Below are 19,243 nucleotides of genomic sequence, written 5' to 3'. Positions count from 1 at the left end.
AACGGGTTGGATATCAAGACCGCTTGGGAATCAATTCCCAAGCTAACAGCTCAAATCATCTGAAGATGATTGGGGAGTTAGTGCGACTAAATAACCGGACTTGATATCATCAATTTAGAGGGATCGACAATTGATAATTGACCATTCTTCCCCATACCCCTTGCCCTGAGCGGAGTCGAAGGGCTACACCCTACACCCTACACCCCACACCCCACACCCTAAGCACAAGCTTCGGCTTTCTTCTGTAAGGTCTTGAAAATGTTGTAAAATCCGTTGGCGCGGGAGGGGGTCAAACTGGCTTGCAATCCCGTTTCTTCGATAAAATCGGGCTGCAATTGCGCGATCGCCTCTGGTGCGAGTCCGTTCATTCCCCGAACCAACATCGCCACTAAACCTTTTGTTAATTGAGAGTCGGAATCGCCCTGGAATTGCACGCCCCCATTTTCGTCCAGACTGGCGGTGACGTACACTTGCGAAACGCAGCCCGGAACCTTATTTTCCGGCACTTTTTCCGAGTCGGGAAATTCGGGCAGTTTCTGCGCCAAAGTCAGCAGTTGTTCGTAGCGCAATTTATTGGAAGATGCCCGTTTGAATCGCTGCACGATGCGATCGAGGGACGGGGGAAGGGGAGTTGCGGTGGAAGCCATAGGCGATGAGTAGGTGTACGACAGTCCACCTTTTAGCTTAACGGGAATTCTGTCAGAGGTAAAGTTAGTCCGCAGATTACGCAGATTGCACAGATTGAATTGATCGGGTCGGCGGAAGAATTTGGGTGAGGTGTGGGACAGGAAATAGGGGATCGTTGAATTTCTCTTTGTAGGGGCGGTTCGCGAACCGCCCCTACATTCGACTAACGTAAGATTAGAGCCACTTCTTTGGCGAAGTAGGTCAGAATCAAATCTGCGCCGGCTCGTTTCATGCTGGTGAGGGTTTCGAGCATGACTTTTTTCTCGTCAATCCAACCCATGCGTCCGGCGGCGCGAATCATGGCGTATTCGCCGCTGACGTTGTAGGCGGCGACGGGGACGTCGCTGATTTCGCGGACTTTGGCGATGATGTCGAGGTAGGCGAGGGCGGGTTTCACCATCACCATGTCGGCGCCTTCGTCGAGGTCGAGTTCGACTTCTCTGAGGGCTTCCCGGCTGTTGGCGGGGTCCATCTGATAGGTTTTCTTGTCGCCGAATTTGGGGGCGGACTCGAGGGCGTCGCGGAAGGGTCCGTAGTAGGCGGAGGCGTATTTGGCGGAGTAGGCGAGGATGCTGACGTTGGTGTGTCCCGCATCGTCGAGTCCGTCGCGGATGGCGCCGATGCGTCCGTCCATCATGTCGGAGGGGGCGACGATATCGGCGCCGGCTTCGGCGTGGGAGATGGACTGTTTGACGAGGATTTCGACGGTTTCATCGTTGAGGATTTCGCCCTCGTCGCTGACGATGCCATCGTGTCCTTTGCTGGAGAAGGGATCGAGGGCGACGTCGGTGATGACGACGACATCGGGAACGGCTTCTTTGATGGCGCGGACGGTGCGCTGTACGAGGCCGTCGGGGTTGTAGCTTTCGGTGCCGGCGTTATCTTTTTTTTCTTCGGCGACGAGGGGGAACAGGGCGATCGCGGGGATGCCGAGTTCGTAGGCTTCCGCCACTTCTTTGAGGAGCAAGTCGAGGGTGTAGCGGTAGCTTCCGGGCATGGAGGGGACTTCGACTTTCTGATTTTCCCCTTCCATGACGAACAGGGGATAGATCAGGTCGTTCGCCGTCAGTTGGGTTTCTTGCGCCATCCGACGCAGGGCATCGTTACGGCGGAGGCGTCGGGGACGATGCACGAGGTTTAACGCGCTGGAGTTTTCTGATGACATGAGATGAGGATCGCTTTCACTGATTACGGCCAAAGTAACTGTTCATTGTCTCACCGATCGCCCCCGTTTTAGCCGTCGGATACAAATCCACACAATCGGGCTTAACAAATTTTAAAGATTTCGATTTGGGGGCGATCGCACTTACCCCGACTGCTCGATCGCCCGGGCGGTTTCTTCTCTGAGCGTCTCCAAATAGGTTTCGTAGGCTTCCAGTTGGGCCTTCGCTTCCCCCGTGGCGTTTTCGGCGGCTTCGTCCACCTTCGCGATCAAGTTGTCGAGTTCCTCGGCGGACTGTCGCAGTTCGGCTTGCAGTTCCTCCTCCGGCAAATCCACCGCCGCACTCAGGCGGTTCTGAATTTGATTGAGATCCCGTTGGATGTCTTCGGGTTGCAACTCTTGGGAAGAGAGGGTTTCGGCCTCTTCCACGGCGCGATTCACCTCGGTTTCCAACGATTCGATCGCCGTCGCGACATCTCCCCTGTCGAGTTCGGCGACATCTTCGATTTCTTCGACCGTCTCTCGGGCCTGTTGTTCGGGGGCGGTGCAGGATATCAGAATCGGACTGAGGCAAAGGGTGCCCAGGACGGCTCCAAATGGAATTCGAGCGATCGCTTTCATAATACAGTAATGTTGTGGGTTGACATGATTGGATTTCCCGCCCGTCGCCCCCATTTTTTCCGACTCGGACGGCATTTTTTCCCCGTTAAAAACTGGAGAATTTTACAATGATTTCAACCACCCTTTCAGCCGTTCCGTCACCTGGGGGCGGCGCAATTTTCGCATCGCCCGGGCTTGAATTTGGCGCACCCGCTCTCTGGATAGCTCGAAAAGATGGCTGACTTCATCGAGGGTGTGGGGGACTCCCGTGGCGAGTCCGTAGCGGAGGGCGACGACTTCCTTTTCGCGATCGGAAAGGACCGATCCCAACACCTCCAAAATGTCCTGGCGCATCATCACCTCGTTCATCTGGGACTCCGGCGACTGGGTGTCGCTGTCTTCGAGGATATCCATCAATTCGGAGTTTTCCTCGGTGCCGATGCGGTGGTTGAGGGACAGCGATTTGCGGCGGACCTGTTCGAGGAGGCGAACTTGGGACAGGGAAATGGACAGAGCCTCGGCGAGTTCCGCTTCGGTGGGTTTGCGTTGGTGCGATCGCTTCAAATCCCGGTAGGCGAATTTGAGCTTGTTGAGTTGTTCGACGACGTGGACGGGAAGGCGGACGGTGCGCCCCTGGTTGGCGATGGTGCGGGTGATGCCCTGGCGAATCCACCAATAGGCGTAGGTCGAGAATTTATAACCTTTGTCGGGGTCGAATTTTTCGGCGGCGCGGTTCAAACCCAACGATCCTTCTTGGATCAGATCCAGAAACGGAACGCCGCGGTTGAGGTAGCGTTTGGCGATGGACACCACCAGCCGCAGGTTGGAACTGATCATTTTCCGTTTCGCCGATCGCCCTAAATGCAGTTGGCGCTTGAGTTCCGCCTCGCTCAAGTCCGCCGCGATCGCCCATTCGCCGTTGCTGGGTTGGCGTCCGAGTTCGTCTTTGAGTTGCTGTTTGAGGTTTTCCAAAACTACCAATTCTTGGATTTGATGGGCCAGTTCCTTTTCTTCATTCGGCTCCAAAAGAGGATAGCGAGCCATGCGCTTGAACAGGGCTCCGACAGCATCATCCGCCATAGTCGGAGCGTAGGCTACGGTTGATGGTGCGCTGGGTGAATTCATATTGATATCCTCTGATTTTGAACGTGGAAGCCGAATCTCTCAATTCTTTTTCGGGTGATTTGGCGATCGCTGAATCAAAAATAAAATCGGGAATCGAGAAAATTGCTGAGAAACCGGGTTGATCAGGCTATCTTCAGTTCCAACCGGAGCGTCGGTCGGATAGAAACCCGGTTTCTGGAACGACTCATTTTTTCTATTCTGACATTCTCTCCGCCAATTCCCAAATCGACGGGGGCGGCTGAGTGTTCCTGCGGACAACTGCTCCAATCGGGTCATCCTGGGCTTGAACCCCTCAACCGCCAATTTATATCGCGATCGCCCTGCTTAAAGATGAAAATCTAAAAGGTGATTTGCGGCGTATTGAACTGGACGCCATCGTCGCCGCCGGGGGCAATATTTTGCGATCCGGGACTTTGGGAGTCGCGATCGATCTCGATGGGCTCGAAGAGCGAATCCAAATATTCAGGCGTGTATTGAAATTCTCCCTCTAAGTCCGGGCCTCCCATCGGCAGCATCAGTTGGGACGGGTCGCGGCCGATACTCAAATTTTCGCCCCGCAGATCTTCGATGGAACCGCCGGGGGCCATTTGACTCGCCCTCACCGTCGGTTGCAACAGCCGAACCCCATTCATATTGGTTCCCGCCAAACTCGCCCCCGTCAAGTCCGCTTGGGTGAGGTCGGCGTTACTTAGATTGGCGAAGTCTAAATTGGTATTGTCGAGTTCGGTCTGGTTGAGGAAGGCGCCCGACAGGTTCGCTCCGGCGAGGTTGGCGCCCTTGAGGTCGGCCCCCTCCAAATTGACGTTGGCTAAATTGGCGTTTTCTAAATTGGCGTCCCGCAGGTCGGCCCCGATCAGATGAGCACCCATGAGGTCGGCTCCCCTGAGATCGCAACCCTGACAGAATCCCGTTTCGAGCAGTTGTCTGACGTGAGCCGGATTTTCCGCCCGAATTGGCGTGGCAAAGCTCAAGGAGAGTAGTGCAGTCGCTGCCCCTAATATAATCGTTTTGGACGAGGTACTCATCTGTTTGTCCTCCCAAATGGAAACAATCGAAAAATCTTCATTGATTCCTCTACCTCTAGGATAAGGGGCACCGACGGGCGATCGCTTCGGCCGTTGGGTAGAAATTTGTCGGTTTGATTGAAAAATCCCCTCGTGTTGTGCCACTTCCGCCGTACACTGATAATATCCTAGTTTGGGATAATCCGAAAATGGGTTTATCCTAATTTTTGTAAATTCCATGCCCAACACTGCATGATGAAGTCTATCTTTAGTCGAGAATATGATGTCTTTCGTCGGTGTATGATTGCGGCGCGGAAAGATGCGAATCTGACCCAGGCAACCCTTGCTAAAACTCTTGAAAAGCCCCAATCTTTCGTCGCAAAATATGAGAACGGCGAGAGAAGATTGGATGTGGTTGAATTTCTTTTAATTACTCGTGCGATCGGTGTAGACCCTGGCGAGATTATCAGAAAAGTTGAGCAAGCTTTCGGCGCCACATCTCGTGAGGGATAAGTGATGAACACACAAGATTGATAATTTCTGATTGTTAACGATTCCCATGTCCTTCGCAGATGCCGTCATTCAAGTTTTAGAAGATTTTGGCTCTCCCCTGCACTATCGCCAAATCACTCAAATTGCCATTGATAATAATTTGATCCAGACGAACGGCAAAAGTCCGGAAGCCACCCTCAACGCCATCATCGCCGTCGAAATCAAACAGAAGGGCGATCGCAGCCGCTTCGTGAGGGTCGATCGCGGGGTTTTTGGGTTGAGAAAATGGGATGTAAAATCGACGGATTCCGAATCCAATCCGGCGACATCGGACCCGCAAACCGAACGCCGGGTCAAAGTTACCCACTTTCCCATTTATTCGGAATTGAGATTAATTTTACCCATTTGGAACGGATGCGATCGCGCCCAAATTACGGGGTTGCGATCGGCGATAATGAGCCTGTCCGGAACCCTGCAAAATCCGGTGGATTGGTCGAATCCCGATCGCTGGATCTCCGAACGCCTGGACGGGGAAAATCGAGAACTCGCGGAGGCAATTTGGACGGGAAGCGATCGCCAAGTCAACCCCCGCCACGTCTACGGACACTGGCTCCTGTCTCGAACCTATCAATTGCTCGAAGAAGATCCATCTGGAAAAATGTTATTGACCGATGCAGGACAGAATTTTATCTCCCATCCTTTGGGAGACATTGAAAAGCAAATTGACGAGCGAGAAGGGTTATTAAAATTACTCAGTATTGTAGCAGAAAAAGGGGCGGGTCGCCGGGGTGATTTTGTTCCCAAGTGGTCGGACTATCTCAAGCGTCACTCCCAATTCGGCACGGACAGCACCATCAAGGATACCCTGTGGCGGCGGCTGTACAATTTGGGCGATCGCGAACTCTTGATCAAAACCGGGACAACCTACAGCATCACCGACGCCGGTTTGAACTATTTGAAAGATTCCGGAGGCGATGAAGAACTCGACGGAGGCGGGACGGTACAGGAAATTTTAACCCTCGTTAAAGAGCAGAAAGCCATCGAATATGGAATCGGAGTCAAAACGAGGGCGATCGAAGTGTTGGAACTCGACGCCGATGCGTTCGCTCAAAATGACAATTCCACCTCCGATTTAGAATAGAAAATCCTCTCTGTGTTCTCTGTGCCTCTGTGGTGAAATTCTCCGAACCTCCAAAACATGACAATAACTCGCGGCAAACCAAACCGATCGCCGCCCGAAAAATTCACAATGTTTTAACAATTACGCCGATTCCGGCTTCGGCAGCGAGGACGGGTGCAGCAACAGTTCAGCGGTCGATCGCTTCTCGACCATTTCCTGCGTCACCAGACAGCGTTTCACGTCCTTGCGGGAGGGCAACTCGTACATGACATCGAGCATCAGTTCTTCAACAATTCCCCGCAGTGCCCGGGCGCCGGTCTTGCGTCGGAATGCTTCTTGGGCGATCGCGCGGATGGCCTCCTGGTCGAACTCCAACTGCACGTTGTCCATCCGCAGCAGTTTCTGATACTGTTTCACCAGAGCCGATCGCGGCTCGGTCAGAATCGCCATCAGGGTCTTCTCGTCCAGGGGATCGAGTACCGCCACCATCGGAATCCGGCCGATCAACTCCGGAATCAAACCGAACTTCACCAAATCGTCCGGTTCCATCCCTTTCAAGGCTTCGATCGCCTGTTTTTCCCGTTTGGGGTCTTCTCCCGACTGGATAAAGCCCATCGACTTTTTGCCCGTCCGCTGTTCAATAATGCGCTCCAACCCGACGAACGCCCCGCCGCAGACGAACAGGATGTTGCTGGTGTCGATTTGGATGCAGTCCTGGTAGGGGTGCTTGCGGCCGCCCTGGGGGGGGACGTTGGCGACGGTGCCTTCGAGCATTTTCAACAGCGCCTGCTGCACACCTTCCCCGGACACGTCCCGGGTGATGGAGGGATTTTCGCTCTTGCGGGCGATCTTGTCGATCTCGTCGATGTAGACGATGCCCCGCTGGGCTTCCTCGACGTCAAAATCGGCCACCTGCAACAGCCGCAGCAGGATATTTTCCACGTCTTCCCCGACGTATCCCGCTTCCGTGAGGGTCGTCGCGTCGGCCACGGCGAAGGGGACGTCGAGCATTTTGGCCAGGGTTTCGGCCAACAGGGTTTTGCCGCAACCGGTCGGACCGATCAGCAGGATATTCGATTTTTGCAGTTCGATGTTATCTTCGGTTTGGCGGTTGCCTTTGCCTTGGACGAATCCGAGGCGCTTGTAGTGATTGTAAACCGCCACGGACAGCACTTTTTTGGCTTCGTCCTGGCCGATTACGTGGTGGTCGAGGTAGGATTTGATTTCCCGGGGTTTGGGAATTTGGTTGAGGGCGACGCGGCTGGGGGCGTTGCGGCGTTTGGGGGCGGGGGCGGGTTGCGGGCGAGGTGCCGGGGGGACGGGAGGAGCCGTCGCGGAATCGAACAGCTCCTCGTCCAAGATTTCGTTGCACAGTTCCACGCATTCATCACAGATGTAGACTCCGGGCCCCGCAATTAGCTTGCGAACCTGCTCCTGGGATTTACCACAAAAGGAACACTTCAGATGGGAGTCGTACTTAGACATAGTTGCCTCGTTGTTATGTTGCGGGAACAGATTCTCCCGGAACCGGAAGATTCTGCTTGAATATCACCTGATCTATTAGACCATATTCTTTGGCCTCTTCGGCGGACATGAAGAAGTCGCGCTCGGTGTCGGCGGTGATGCGATCGATGGGTTGGCCCGTGTGGTGAGCCAGTAAATCGTTCAGGGTTTGCTTGTGGTAGAGGATTTCTCGGGCTTGGATTTCGATGTCGATCGCCTGTCCCTGAGCGCCGCCGAGGGGTTGGTGAATCATGATCCGGGCGCTGGGGAGGGACATCCGCTTGCCGGCGGCTCCGGAGGCCAGCAGAAACGCGCCCATACTCGCCGCCAAACCATAACAAATGGTGACGACATCGGGGCGGATTTGTTGCATGGTGTCGTAAATACCCATGCCCGCCGTGACGGAGCCGCCGGGGGAGTTGATGTACAGTTGGATGTCTTTTTCGGGATCTTCGGCTTCCAAAAAGAGCATCTGGGCGCTGACGGCGTTGGCCACGTCGTCGTCAATCGCCGTCCCGAGAAAGATGATGCGATCGCGCAGGAGGCGGGAGTAGAGGTCGAAGGCCCGTTCTCCCATCCCCGACTGTTCGACCACCATCGGAATCACGCCAGCCTGGGGGGTTCCGGCGCCGAGGGCACTGGAAGCGCTGGTGATGTCGCCGGAATGGCGGCTCCGAATGGAATTGTGAGAAGACTCAGAGATAATCATCGGAAATTGGTCGTTTAATCCTTAAGTGCGTTCAAAAAAGGGGAGAATTTGGCGCTCGGGCTAGGTTAGCCCGACCATTTCCCGATCGTGAGCGATCGCCGGCCCGTTTCCGGTTGAAATTTTAGCGAATCTATTTCTATTATGCCGGAAAACTCAGGGGTGGGAGTCGGAGCAACGGGCGAATTTCCCCGACTCATTCCCAATATCCGCCCTAGGGCGTTTCGTCGGTGACGACTTCGGTTTCCACCGCCACGGCTTCTTCTGCTTCGGCATCTTCTTCTTCGCCTTCGGAGCCTTCGCTCAACGTCCCTTCGGGGACGAGTTCGACGGTGGAATGTTCAGCCAACCAGGCGTAGGTTTTTTCCGTGATCAGATTGTCCGTCACCACCTGGCGAAGGCGGTCGGGATCGACCTCCTGGCCCTGGAGTTGGGCCATCATTTTTTCTTCTTCGGCTTTAATTTCTTCCTCGCCGACGGTGATGGACTCGGCTTCGGCCACCTTTTTGAGGGCCAGACTTTGCTTGAGTTGGGCGATCGCTTCCGGGCGGAGCTGTTCCCGCATCCGGGGGACGGTGTCGCTGTTGAACAGTTGTTTGACATCGATGCCCATGTTGCTCAACTGCATGGCCTGCTGGGTCAACAGGCGATCGACCTCTTCCCGGATCAGGGTTTCGGGCAGGTCTACCTGCATCTGTTCCACTAGGGCCTGAGCCAGAGCTTTATTTTTATTTTGGGCGGTCTGCTCGGCTTTTTCCTCCTGAAACTGCTTTTCCAGGGATTCCCGCAGTTCGGCGATCGTCTCGTATTCGCTCACTTCCTGGGCGAAGTCGTCGTCCAACTCCGGCAGTTCTTTTTCCTTGAGCTCCTTGAGGGTGATGGTGAAGGTCGCCGGACGTCCAGCCAGTTCCGTGTTACCGTAATCTTCCGGGAAGGCCACGTCCAATTCTTTGGTTTCCCCCGGACTCATCCCCTCGATGCCTTCGGTAAAGCCGGGGATGAACTGACCTTCGGTGAGTTCGACCTGGAAGTTTTCGCCGCTCCCCCCTTCGATTTCCTGGGGTTCGGCGCCCTCTCCGGCGGGGGTGTAGTACCCTTTGAAGTCAACGTAGGCGACATCTCCCTTTTGGGCAGGCCGCCCCTCGACGGGGATCAGGGTCGCCATTTTGGCCCGTTCCCGCTCCAACACTTCATCCACTTGGGCTGGGTCGTATTTGGCTTCCTCAGCTTTGACCTGAAAACCTTGGTACGTTTCGAGTGTGACCTCTGGCTCCACGTCCACGGTTGCCTTGAGGGTGAGGGGTTGGCCCGGTTCGTACCGGACGATCAGATCGTCCACGTCCCCCCGCAGTTCAAAATTGCCGATCGCGGGGATTTTTTCCTGTTCGACGGCCTTGGGGAGGCACTCCTGCATCAGGTCGTCCAGGGCTGCTGCCTTGATCCGGGCTGCTCCCAGGCGTTGGACGAGGATGTGGCGGGGTACTTTACCCTTGCGGAACCCAGGAATGTTGGCGGAACGAGCGTATTTCCGAATCACCTGCTCGTAGGCGTTCTTGGACATTTCCGGAGGGATTTCGATGTCGAGCCCGATTTGGCTGGCGGGAAGTTTTTCCTGGGTTACTTTCATAAGTCGTGATATTCTGAAGTCAATCCGTCTGAAGTCGATGGGCTCCCTCACATTTTAAGGGTGGGGAGCGAAAATCTAGAGATTAGCCAGTATAGGATGCTCTCGGCGGCTGCGTCCAACCCGAAGGCGATCGGGACGGGGCGTCACCGATCTCGAATCTGGGGCGAAGGCATCCGAACTGGGATGTTGGTTGCATCCACTCCGATTAACTATAATATGATCCCAAGTGCGATTCGTTCGGGACGATGGCTGGACTGGATGTGGAAATCTCCCAAACGGCGATCATCGCGGCGGGAGGTCGGGTTTAAAGAAATCTAAATTGTTGTCTCACCGCGCCCGATCGCCGATATAATTCAAGGGTTAAGTGCCATTGCTTCATTAAAAAAATTACCATTCGCTCTCATCTCTTATTAAAATTTCTGATTTATTGTTAAACTGTCCAACTTTCCGGGGAGGAAACGAATTTGTCGAAATCCTATCGAGTTGCCATTTTGGGTGCGACCGGTGCCGTGGGGACCGAGTTGCTGGAGTTGCTGGAGAGCCGGGATTTTCCGGTGTCCGAGCTGAAGTTGCTGGCGTCGCCGCGATCGGCGGGAACCCGCCTGCCGTTTCGGGGGGAGTCGCTCCCGGTGGAGGCGGTGGGCGATCGCAGCTTCGACAATGTGGATCTGGTGCTGGCGTCGGCGGGGGGATCGACCTCCAAGGCTTGGGCCGCCAAGATTGTGGAAGCCGGAGCCGTGATGGTGGACAACTCCAGCGCCTTCCGCATGGACCCGGAGGTGCCGCTGGTGGTCCCGGAGGTGAACCCGGAGGCGGTGGCCGGCCACAAGGGCATCATCGCCAACCCCAACTGCACGACGATCTTGATGAACGTGGCCGTCTGGCCCCTGTACCAGGTTCAACCCGTGCGGCGGATCGTGGTGTCCACCTACCAATCGGCCAGCGGGGCCGGGGCGCGGGCGATGGAGGAGGTCAAAACCCAGGCTCGGGCAATTTTGAACGGGGAGACGCCGCCAACGGAGATGTTCCCCTACCCCCTGGCCTTCAACCTGTTTCCTCACAATTCTGCCCTGAACGAGTCGGGGTACTGCGAGGAAGAGATGAAGATGATCAACGAGACGCGGAAGATTTTCGGGGTGGACGACCTGCAAGTTTCGGCGACTTGCGTGCGGGTTCCCGTACTTCGCGCCCACTCAGAAGCGATTAATCTGGAGTTTGATCGCCCCTTCGATGTCGCCAAGGCGCGGGAGATTCTCTCTCAGGCGCCGGGGGTGAAGTTGGTGGAAGACTGGCAAGCCAACTATTTCCCGATGCCGGTGGATGCCACGGGCCGCGATCCGGTGTTGGTGGGGCGCATCCGCCAAGATCTCTCCCACCCCTGTGGCTTGGAATTGTGGCTCTGCGGGGATCAGGTTCGCAAGGGTGCGGCCCTCAACGCGGTTCAGATCGCGGAATTGTTGGCGGAAAAAGATCTCCTCGGCCGTTCGTCCAAGGCGTTGAGTTACTAGGGATTTTCAACCGGTTTCGGCATCGAATTCAGTTCTCACTCGGGGCGAAAGCGGCCGGGAAAGGGTGACAGAGCGACGGATACAAGAGACAGCAAAAGTGACGCAAAAGAGATGGTAAGTTTTGGAAGAGTGATGACGGCGATGGTGACGCCGTTTCGAGAAGATGGCAGTGTCAACTACGAGGAAGCGGAACGGTTGGCGGCCCATCTGGCGGCGAATGGCAGCGATACCCTGGTCGTGTGCGGTACGACGGGGGAATCTCCCACCCTGACCTGGGAGGAGGAGTACGAACTGTTTCAGGCCGTGCAGCGGGCGGTGGCGGGCAAGGCGAAGGTGATCGCGGGCACGGGGTCGAATTCCACCCACGAGGCGATCGCGGCGACCCAGAAAGCTGCTAAACTGGGATTGGATGGGTCGCTGCAGGTGGTTCCCTATTACAACAAACCTCCCCAAGAGGGCTTGTATCAACACTTTGTCGCGATCGCCGAAGCCTGTCCGGATCTGCCCATCGTCCTCTATAACATCCCCGGACGGACGGGACAAAATCTCCAACCGGAAACCGTCGCCCGTCTGGCATCGGTTGCGAATATTGTCGCCATCAAAGAGGCGAGCGGGAGTCTGGACCAGGCCAGTCAAATTCGGCGTCTGACCCCCCCCGACTTCAAGATTTATTCGGGGGACGACTCCCTGACGTTGCCCTTGCTCTCGGTGGGTGGAAGCGGCGTGGTGAGTGTCGCCAGCCACATTGTGGGCCACTCGATCCAAGGGATGATTCGGGCGTTTGAAGCCGGCCGGGTGCTCGAAGCAACTGAAATTCATATCAAACTCTTCAGTTTGTTCAAAACATTGTTTATCACGACCAATCCCATTCCGATCAAAGTGGCGCTCAAATGGTCGGGTTGGAATGTCGGCGGCTGCCGTTCCCCGATGTGCGAACCGTCCCCGGATGTCATCGAAAAGATCGGGGCAGTTCTGAAGGAATTAAGTTTGCTCGAAACCCAATAATTTGGATGGTGAAATCCGGGTTTCAGACCATTGAATATTTGTAGTTGATGGGGCGCTCGACTGTTGGCAGCAAATCGGGCTGTCCGGTGTTCTATCAATTGCGATCGCGAGTTAACAACTAGACCCAAAAAAGAGGTTTATTATGACAAAAAACGGATCGTCTTCCAACCGAACCAGACCGTCTTCGAGAGCGGCGAAAATCTCAAAGAAAAACGCCAACGGCAACGGCGGCAACAACGGCGTAAATGACAACTCGCCCAAACTCAAAATTATTCCTTTGGGCGGGCTGCACGAAATCGGGAAAAATACCTGCGTCTTCGAGTACGAAGATGAAATTGTCCTCCTCGACGCCGGACTGGCTTTTCCCACCGACGGGATGCACGGGGTCAACATCGTCCTCCCCGACGTCACCTACCTGCGGGAAAACCGCCACAAAATCAAGGGGATGATCGTCACCCACGGCCACGAAGACCACATCGGGGGCATCGCCTTCCACCTGAAACAGTTCGACATCCCGGTCATCTACGGTCCGCGGCTGGCGATGGCTTTGCTGCAGGGCAAATTGGAAGAGGCCGGTGTCGCCGATCGCACGGAATTGAGAACCGTCCGGCCCCGGGATATGGTGCGGGTTGGCAAAAATTTCTTGGTGGAATACATCCGCAACACCCACTCCATCGCCGACAGCTTTACGGTGGCGATCAATACCCCCGTGGGGGTGGTGATCCACAGCGGCGATTTCAAAATCGACCACACCCCCATCGACGGCGAATATTTCGACTTCCAGCGGTTGGCGGAGTACGGCGAAAAGGGTGTCCACTGCCTCCTGAGCGATTCCACCAATTCGGAAGTTCCGGGCTTCACCCCCTCGGAAGCGTCGGTGGCCCCGAATATGGAACGGATCATTTCTGCGGCTTCCGGGCGGGTACTGGTGACGACGTTCGCCTCTTCGGTGCACCGTTTGAATATCATCCTCGGCATCGCCCAGAAATTGGGGCGATCGGTGGCTGTGGTGGGGCGATCGATGCTGAACGTCATCGCCCACGCCCGCAATTTGGGTTATATCAAATGTCAGGACAGCCTGTTCGTCCCCCTCAACGCGATCCGGGACTTGCCGGATGAGAAGGTGCTGATTTTGACGACGGGTTCCCAGGGCGAACCCCTGGCGGCGATGACGCGCATCGCCAACGGTTCCCACCGACAGATCAGTATCAAAAAAGGCGATACGATCGTGTTTTCGGCGAACCCGATTCCCGGCAACACCATCGCCGTGGTCAATACTATCGACAAGCTGATGATACAGGGGGCCAACGTGATTTACGGGCGGCATCACGGCATCCACGTTTCCGGGCACGGCTGTCAGGAAGATCAGAAGTTGATGTTGGCCCTCACCCGTCCCAAGTTCTTCGTCCCGGTGCACGGCGAACACCGGATGCTGGTGCAGCACAGCAAGACGGCCCAGAGTATGGGCATCCCGGCCGAGAATATGGTGATCATTAATAACGGTGACGTGGTGGAATTGGGTCAAGATTCGATCCGCATCGGGGATAAGGTTCCCTCGGGTATCGAGCCGGTGGATTCGTCCCGCACGGGATTTGTCCGGGACGACGTGCTCAAGGAGCGGCAGCAACTCGCCGAGGATGGCGTGGTGACGGTGGCTGTGGCGATCGGCACCGAGGGCAAGCTGTTGGCGACCCCCGAGATTCACCTGAAAGGGGTGGTGATGTCGGCGGACCGGAGTTTGTTGAAGAAGCAAATCGTCCAGGCGATCGAAAATACCCTCAACGATCGCTGGTCGGAGTTCAGCCGTGACCTGGGCGACGATCAGGGCAACGAGATCGACTGGGTGGGGGTGCGGACTCAGATCGAGCGGGCGATCGCGCGTCTGCTGCGTCGCGAGTTGCAGAGCAATCCCCTGCTGGTGTTGCTGATGCAAACCCCCGAAGAGGCCCCGGCTTCTTCCCAGAAACCGACGGGACGGCGGCGGCCCCGGACGGCGGCGCGGGTGGCGTCTTAAGGCTAGGGTGTAGGGTGTAGGGAAGAGATCGCGATTTTCTCTTCGACTCCCCCATCCTTCAGATCCGGGGGCGGTTCGCAAACCGCCCCCACCATTATCCCTGGAATGTTGATTTAAAAATCAATTCAATGACAGGATTTCCAATAATGAATAAAACAGTATCAGAATCGAGGTTTTTTGTCAACCTGAAAACCTATTTTTTTTGAAAGCTGAAAAAGACGGCGGCCAGGACAATCAAACCGAGTAAAGCCAGGGGAGCCCAGAGGTTGGAAAATGCGATCGCGGTTGACATGGAAGGAAAATCGGATCGGATCTAAAGATGGGATTAAAATAGAGAGTAAAGTCACCCAGGGGGGCAACCCATGACTCAGACCGATCTCGTCCAGTGGCTCAGTGAACGGACGGCTCTCAGCCTATTGGAGTTTAACATAATTGAGACGATCGCGCCCCAACTCGAAGATCGCACCGTGCCGGCTGAGGGGGTGGTGGCGTCCAAGGGGACTTCCCCGGATGGACTCTACATTTTGCGTTCGGGGGAACTGGAAAATCCGGAGCGGGGGGCGAAGGGTGAAAATGGCTTGCCGGGGGTGGCGATCAATTTGCGATCGCTGCTGTTGAATCGTCCGGTTCAACAAACTTTAATTGCCAAAACGGACTGTCAATTTTGGGTGATGGAGGCGGAAGCATTTCGGAAGTTGGCGGAGGTGCATCCAGAAATTACCCAAGCGTTTTCGCAACAACTCGCCGAAGAGGTTGACGAACTTTCCGCCCAACTGATTTACGAGCAGGAACGGCTGACGATTTTGCGGCCCTATTTGGTGCCCAGGGCGAGGCGGGGAATTGTGGGGCGGAGTCGGTACGCCGTGCGGCTGCGATCGCAGATCAAAGACGCTTCAAAAACTCGGAAATCGGTCTTGGTTTTTGGGGAACCGGGGGTCGAAAAAGATAATATCGCGGCTTTGATTCACTTCGGATCGGGCGATCGCCGGGAACCGATCATCAAAGTTGACTGTTCTACAGTGCAGGCGAGCGGTTCCGATTTGTTCGGACGCCTCGGGGGAAAGTCGGGTTTGATCGAAGCCTTGGGAAAGGGAACTTTGGTTTTGAATAATATCCAAGAATTGCCCTCAGAATTAATTCCGGCGATCGCCAATCTGTTGGAAAATGGGCTGTATCTCCCCGTCAGTCGGAGGGAAGAAGACACCCCCACGGCAAAAGTCTCGGAAGCCCGAGTGATCATCATTTCGGAAAAGATTGTCGCCAACGTCGATAACTTGGTCGGAATGACGGTCAAAGTGCCGCCGCTGCGGGTACGAAAATCGGATATCGAGGATTGGGTAAATTACAATATCAGCTTAATTTGTCGGGCGAAAGGAGTCGATCGCGTCCGCATCACGCCGGAAGCTTTGCGGCGGTTGCAAGCCTACGATTTCCCCAACAATTTGCGGGAACTGCGGAACCTGATCGAACGGGCGATCGTGCAGCTTCAGGGGTGCGAAGAAATCACCGAGGAAATCATCTGGCCCTCCCAAAGTAAGAAGCAGCAATTCCGCGTCAACTTGCTCAATTCCTATCCGAAATTCCGGCAATTTCTGCGGAGTCCCTGGTGGCCCGATCGCATCAATTACGGCTTCACGGCGGCGGCTTTCGCGGCGGTGGTGGCTATTTTATTTCTCGGCCCCCAGACGCGATCGCAAAATTTCGCCCTCAATCTGTTTTGGGCTTGGTGGTGGCCGCTGGTGCTGCTGATTTTTCCCTTTTTGGGACGAATCTGGTGCGCGGTTTGTCCGTTCATGATTTACGGAGAAATTACCCAAAAACTCTCCCTGTGGCTGTTCCCGCGCCAACTGAAACGGTGGCCCCGGCAGTCGGCGGAACGGTGGGGCGGCTGGTTTTTGTTCGGGTTATTCGCCCTAATTTTGCTGTGGGAAGAACTCTGGGATCTGCCGAATACCGCCTACCTTTCCGCCTGTTTGTTGCTGCTGATTACGGCGGGGGCGATGATTTTTTCCGCCATCTTTGAACGGCGGTTTTGGTGTCGCTATTTGTGTCCCATCGGCGGGATGAACGGAATGTTCGCGAAGTTGTCGATGACGGAATTGCGGGCGCAGCAGGGTACCTGTTCGGCGGAATGTAACACCTATCAATGTTATAAAGGAGGGCCGCAAAAAGGGGAGGGACTGGAAACGGCGGGATGTCCGCTATATTCCCACCCCGCCCAGTTGGAAGACAACCGGGATTGCGTGTTGTGCATGACCTGTTTGAAAGCCTGTCCCCACCGTTCGGTAGAGGTAAATTTGCGCCCGCCGGGAATTGAGTTGTGGACGACCCACATCCCCCGCAGCTACGAGGTAGCGCTGTTATTTTTACTGTTGGATGTGGTCTTTTTGCACCATTTGCCCGAGTTGCAGGGTTATTTTAATTTTACCCTGAATCTCGATAACTTTTGGACGCATTTGGGTATCTCTGTGGTGATTTTGAGTTTGCCCGCGATCGCGCCTATTTTTGCCCACAGTATCTATCGATTGATTGTCCCAAATAAACCCCGTCCCTTTGTCGAGTTAGCCTACGGTTTTCTCCCCTTTGTACTGGCGTTGAATGTCGCCCATTACCTGCGGTTGGGATTGGGAGAAGGGGGGCGAATTCTGCCCGTCGCTTTCGCTACGTTTGGGCTAGATGGTTCGAGTTTGCCCGTCTGGGTGGCACATCCGGCGGTGATCGAATTTCTACAGGGTTCGACGCTATTTTTGGGAATAATAATGGCGATTTTGCTGACGCAGAAAATTGCCCGCCAACCGCTGCGCGTTTTGTTGCCGTGGCATCTGGCGACGGTGGGTTTGGGCGCGATCGCCTGGCAGGTTGTGGTGGGATATTAAAGCCAACCGTGGGGGCAACCTTACAGGGTTGCCTAAAATTAGAGTTGTGTTAGTATCGATAAACCCCAAATCTATTTGCGATCGACACCATGACGAGACTGCGTATATTAACCCTGGTACTCGCTTTAATTCTCGCCTCGCCGCTATCCGCGATCGCCCAGACGGTTGAGGAGTTAGTGAAACGGGGTGTGGAAGCGGGAAATCGGAATAACCACGCCCAGGCAGAACAGATCTTTCGCCGAGTTATCCGACAGGAACCCGGAGATTTTCGCGGTTACTACGGGTTGGGTTTGTCTCTGGCACAACAGGGGGATTTCGAGGGGGCGATCGCCAATTTTGAACGGGCGATCGCACTCAATCCCAATTATGCCCTCGCCTACAATAATTTGGGCATCGCCCTGGCAGAACAGGGAAACTACGAAGAAGCCATTTCCTATTTTAAATCGGCGCTGAAACTGGTTCCAAACGATGCGAGGATGTATTATAACTTAGGGTTGGCTTTGGCGCGACAAGAGCGCCTCGACGAAGCGATAGCCAACTATCGGGAAGCCCTCAAACTCAATCCCAACGATGTCAAAACTTACTATAACTTGGGCTTGACGTTAGCCCGACAGGAGAACTATAGGGAAGCGATCGCTAATTACGAACGGGCGATCGAACTCAACCCGTCTTACGACGGTGCCTATTATCACTTGGGTTTAGCCTTGTATGAAATGGGGGAAATGGAGGAGGCGATCGCCAACTTAGAAATGGCGGTAAAACTCAATCCGAATAATAACCTTGCTTACTATAATCTCGGGGTTTTGCTGTCTCAAATGGGGGAACTTGAAGGGGCGATCGCACAATTTAAAGAGGTCATAAAACTCGATCCGGACAATGCCGAAGCCCATTACAATCTCGGGATTTTGCTGTATGAAACCGGACAAGAAGAGGCGGCGAGGGAACAGTTGGAAATCGCCAATCAACTCGACCCGAGTTTGGAATTTTCCAGCGATCGCTGATTGCTAAAATATCGCACTTTGTTCAAAATTTCTCCTACAAAAAATCGGTTGATCGGTCATTGGGTAGGGCGATCGCATTTCTTTGCTTTTCAAAAAAACGGAACGGGCGCCCGACCCGTTCCCGTTTCAATCCATTAAACAGAAGTTTCCGTCAAACCCGCCGGACAGCCGACGCCGGTGCCGCCCAAACCGCAATAACCGCCGGGGTTTTTGCCCAGATATTGCTGGTGGTAAGACTCGGCGTAGTAGAATTCCGGGGCGGACGCGATCTCGGTGGTAATGGTCCCGTAACCCGCCTTAGAAAGGGCTTCCTGATAGCGATCGCGGGAGGCTTCGGCGAGTTTTTTCTGCTCGTCGGAATAGGTGTAAATCGCGGAGCGATATTGGGTGCCGGTGTCATTGCCCTGGCGCATTCCCTGGGTGGGGTCGTGGCTTTCCCAGAACAGTTTCAGCAGGTCCGCGTAACTGATGACCTTGGGATCGAAAACCACCAAAACCGCCTCGGTGTGACCCGTCATGCCGCTGCAAACTTCCTCGTAGGTGGGGTTGGGCGTGTGGCCGCCCGCGTAGCCGACGGCGGTGGTGTAGACGCCTTCTTGCTGCCAGAATTTGCGCTCGGCGCCCCAGAAGCAGCCCAGACCGAAAACGGCCTGTTCCATACCTTCCGGGAAGGGCGGCTTGAGGGGGTTGCTGTTGATGTAGTGGCGATCGGGCACGGGCATGACGCGATCGCGCCCGGGCAGGGCTTCTTCCGGTGTCGGTAGGGTTTTCTTTTTGCCGAATCCGAATAGTACCATAAAATTTTTGAGTGAC

General features: G+C 55.0%; 16 protein-coding genes. 7 read left to right on the top strand and 9 right to left on the bottom strand.

The genetic code is table 11. The features are described 5' to 3' along the window. Positions 1–218: 218 nt before the first annotated feature. The 5 genes from LKE08_RS22580 to LKE08_RS22560 all read right to left on the bottom strand — a co-directional run bounded on the left by LKE08_RS22580 (position 219) and on the right by LKE08_RS22560 (position 4,599). On the bottom strand, positions 219–647 hold the full coding sequence (locus tag LKE08_RS22580; RefSeq protein ID WP_324706524.1) for a SufE family protein: 429 nt from the start codon (positions 645–647) through the stop codon (positions 219–221). A gap of 203 nt (positions 648–850) precedes the next feature. Further along, complete coding sequence (gene hemB, locus LKE08_RS22575) at positions 851–1,852, bottom strand: porphobilinogen synthase (RefSeq protein ID WP_324706523.1); 1,002 nt, start codon at positions 1,850–1,852, stop codon at positions 851–853. A gap of 141 nt (positions 1,853–1,993) precedes the next feature. After that, positions 1,994–2,470 carry a hypothetical protein gene (locus tag LKE08_RS22570; RefSeq protein ID WP_324706522.1) on the bottom strand — a complete coding sequence of 159 codons (477 nt, stop codon included), beginning with the start codon at positions 2,468–2,470 and terminating at the stop codon, positions 1,994–1,996. 102 nt (positions 2,471–2,572) lie between these two features. Continuing rightward, positions 2,573–3,574: an RNA polymerase sigma factor, RpoD/SigA family gene (locus LKE08_RS22565; RefSeq protein ID WP_324706521.1), complete on the bottom strand. Its 1,002-nt coding sequence runs from the start codon at positions 3,572–3,574 to the stop codon at positions 2,573–2,575. 338 nt (positions 3,575–3,912) lie between these two features. Then, positions 3,913–4,599, bottom strand: a complete 687-nt coding sequence (locus LKE08_RS22560) for a pentapeptide repeat-containing protein (RefSeq protein ID WP_324706520.1) — start codon at positions 4,597–4,599, stop codon at positions 3,913–3,915. A gap of 231 nt (positions 4,600–4,830) precedes the next feature. On the opposite strand from LKE08_RS22560, the gene LKE08_RS22555 reads away from it, so the two are divergent. Together LKE08_RS22555 and LKE08_RS22550 are read left to right on the top strand one after the other, a co-directional pair. After that, positions 4,831–5,091 carry a helix-turn-helix transcriptional regulator gene (locus tag LKE08_RS22555; RefSeq protein WP_324706519.1) on the top strand — a complete coding sequence of 87 codons (261 nt, stop codon included), beginning with the start codon at positions 4,831–4,833 and terminating at the stop codon, positions 5,089–5,091. A 46-nt stretch (positions 5,092–5,137) separates the two neighbouring features. Then, positions 5,138–6,211, top strand: a complete 1,074-nt coding sequence (locus LKE08_RS22550; protein WP_324706518.1) for a winged helix-turn-helix domain-containing protein — start codon at positions 5,138–5,140, stop codon at positions 6,209–6,211. Positions 6,212–6,331: 120 nt separating this feature from the next. Here the strand turns inward: LKE08_RS22550 and clpX are convergent, their stop codons facing one another. The 3 genes from clpX to tig all read right to left on the bottom strand — a co-directional run bounded on the left by clpX (position 6,332) and on the right by tig (position 10,026). Then, positions 6,332–7,675, bottom strand: a complete 1,344-nt coding sequence (gene clpX, locus LKE08_RS22545) for an ATP-dependent protease ATP-binding subunit ClpX (protein WP_324706517.1) — start codon at positions 7,673–7,675, stop codon at positions 6,332–6,334. 13 nt (positions 7,676–7,688) lie between these two features. Next, positions 7,689–8,402, bottom strand: a complete 714-nt coding sequence (gene clpP, locus LKE08_RS22540; RefSeq protein WP_324706516.1) for an ATP-dependent Clp endopeptidase proteolytic subunit ClpP — start codon at positions 8,400–8,402, stop codon at positions 7,689–7,691. A 211-nt stretch (positions 8,403–8,613) separates the two neighbouring features. Continuing rightward, a complete protein-coding gene (gene tig, locus LKE08_RS22535; protein ID WP_324706515.1) occupies positions 8,614–10,026 on the bottom strand; it encodes a trigger factor in 1,413 nt (470 codons plus the stop codon). Between the two features lie 464 nt (positions 10,027–10,490). Between tig and LKE08_RS22530 the strand changes: the two genes are divergently transcribed. From LKE08_RS22530 to LKE08_RS22510, 5 genes are all read left to right on the top strand, one after another. Beyond that, positions 10,491–11,534, top strand: a complete 1,044-nt coding sequence (locus LKE08_RS22530; RefSeq protein WP_324706514.1) for an aspartate-semialdehyde dehydrogenase — start codon at positions 10,491–10,493, stop codon at positions 11,532–11,534. 111 nt (positions 11,535–11,645) lie between these two features. Further along, a complete protein-coding gene (gene dapA, locus LKE08_RS22525) occupies positions 11,646–12,539 on the top strand; it encodes a 4-hydroxy-tetrahydrodipicolinate synthase (protein ID WP_324706513.1) in 894 nt (297 codons plus the stop codon). Positions 12,540–12,681: 142 nt separating this feature from the next. Continuing rightward, complete coding sequence (locus LKE08_RS22520) at positions 12,682–14,553, top strand: ribonuclease J (RefSeq protein ID WP_324706512.1); 1,872 nt, start codon at positions 12,682–12,684, stop codon at positions 14,551–14,553. Positions 14,554–14,915: 362 nt separating this feature from the next. After that, the gene (locus tag LKE08_RS22515) at positions 14,916–17,429 is read left to right on the top strand and encodes a sigma 54-interacting transcriptional regulator (RefSeq protein ID WP_324706511.1); all 2,514 of its coding nucleotides are present in this window, start codon (positions 14,916–14,918) and stop codon (positions 17,427–17,429) included. Between the two features lie 89 nt (positions 17,430–17,518). After that, entirely contained in the window at positions 17,519–18,430 is a 912-nt protein-coding gene (locus tag LKE08_RS22510; protein ID WP_324706510.1) for a tetratricopeptide repeat protein, read from the top strand. Between the two features lie 134 nt (positions 18,431–18,564). On the opposite strand, the gene msrA is transcribed toward LKE08_RS22510, so the two are convergent. Continuing rightward, positions 18,565–19,227 (bottom strand): peptide-methionine (S)-S-oxide reductase MsrA, encoded by a 663-nt coding sequence (msrA, locus tag LKE08_RS22505; protein WP_324706509.1) that lies wholly within the window; start codon positions 19,225–19,227, stop codon positions 18,565–18,567. Positions 19,228–19,243 lie beyond the last annotated feature (16 nt).

The organism is Lyngbya sp. CCY1209 (genome assembly GCF_035615495.1).
Lineage (GTDB): Bacteria > Cyanobacteriota > Cyanobacteriia > Cyanobacteriales > Microcoleaceae > Limnospira.
This window is presented reverse-complemented; position numbering and strand designations above follow the sequence as displayed.

Excerpts from the sequence above, each read along its gene's own strand:
- LKE08_RS22580 (WP_324706524.1), bottom strand. The coding sequence starts at position 647 with ATGGCTTCCACCGCAACTCCCCTTCCCCCGTCCCTCGATCGCATCGTG.
- hemB (WP_324706523.1), bottom strand. The coding sequence starts at position 1,852 with ATGTCATCAGAAAACTCCAGCGCGTTAAACCTCGTGCATCGTCCCCGA.
- LKE08_RS22570 (WP_324706522.1), bottom strand. The coding sequence starts at position 2,470 with ATGAAAGCGATCGCTCGAATTCCATTTGGAGCCGTCCTGGGCACCCTT.
- LKE08_RS22565 (WP_324706521.1), bottom strand. The coding sequence starts at position 3,574 with ATGAATTCACCCAGCGCACCATCAACCGTAGCCTACGCTCCGACTATG.
- LKE08_RS22560 (WP_324706520.1), bottom strand. The coding sequence starts at position 4,599 with ATGAGTACCTCGTCCAAAACGATTATATTAGGGGCAGCGACTGCACTA.
- LKE08_RS22555 (WP_324706519.1), top strand. The coding sequence starts at position 4,831 with ATGATGAAGTCTATCTTTAGTCGAGAATATGATGTCTTTCGTCGGTGT.
- LKE08_RS22550 (WP_324706518.1), top strand. The coding sequence starts at position 5,138 with ATGTCCTTCGCAGATGCCGTCATTCAAGTTTTAGAAGATTTTGGCTCT.
- clpX (WP_324706517.1), bottom strand. The coding sequence starts at position 7,675 with ATGTCTAAGTACGACTCCCATCTGAAGTGTTCCTTTTGTGGTAAATCC.
- clpP (WP_324706516.1), bottom strand. The coding sequence starts at position 8,402 with ATGATTATCTCTGAGTCTTCTCACAATTCCATTCGGAGCCGCCATTCC.
- tig (WP_324706515.1), bottom strand. The coding sequence starts at position 10,026 with ATGAAAGTAACCCAGGAAAAACTTCCCGCCAGCCAAATCGGGCTCGAC.
- dapA (WP_324706513.1), top strand. The coding sequence starts at position 11,646 with ATGGTAAGTTTTGGAAGAGTGATGACGGCGATGGTGACGCCGTTTCGA.
- LKE08_RS22520 (WP_324706512.1), top strand. The coding sequence starts at position 12,682 with ATGACAAAAAACGGATCGTCTTCCAACCGAACCAGACCGTCTTCGAGA.
- LKE08_RS22515 (WP_324706511.1), top strand. The coding sequence starts at position 14,916 with ATGACTCAGACCGATCTCGTCCAGTGGCTCAGTGAACGGACGGCTCTC.
- LKE08_RS22510 (WP_324706510.1), top strand. The coding sequence starts at position 17,519 with ATGACGAGACTGCGTATATTAACCCTGGTACTCGCTTTAATTCTCGCC.
- msrA (WP_324706509.1), bottom strand. The coding sequence starts at position 19,227 with ATGGTACTATTCGGATTCGGCAAAAAGAAAACCCTACCGACACCGGAA.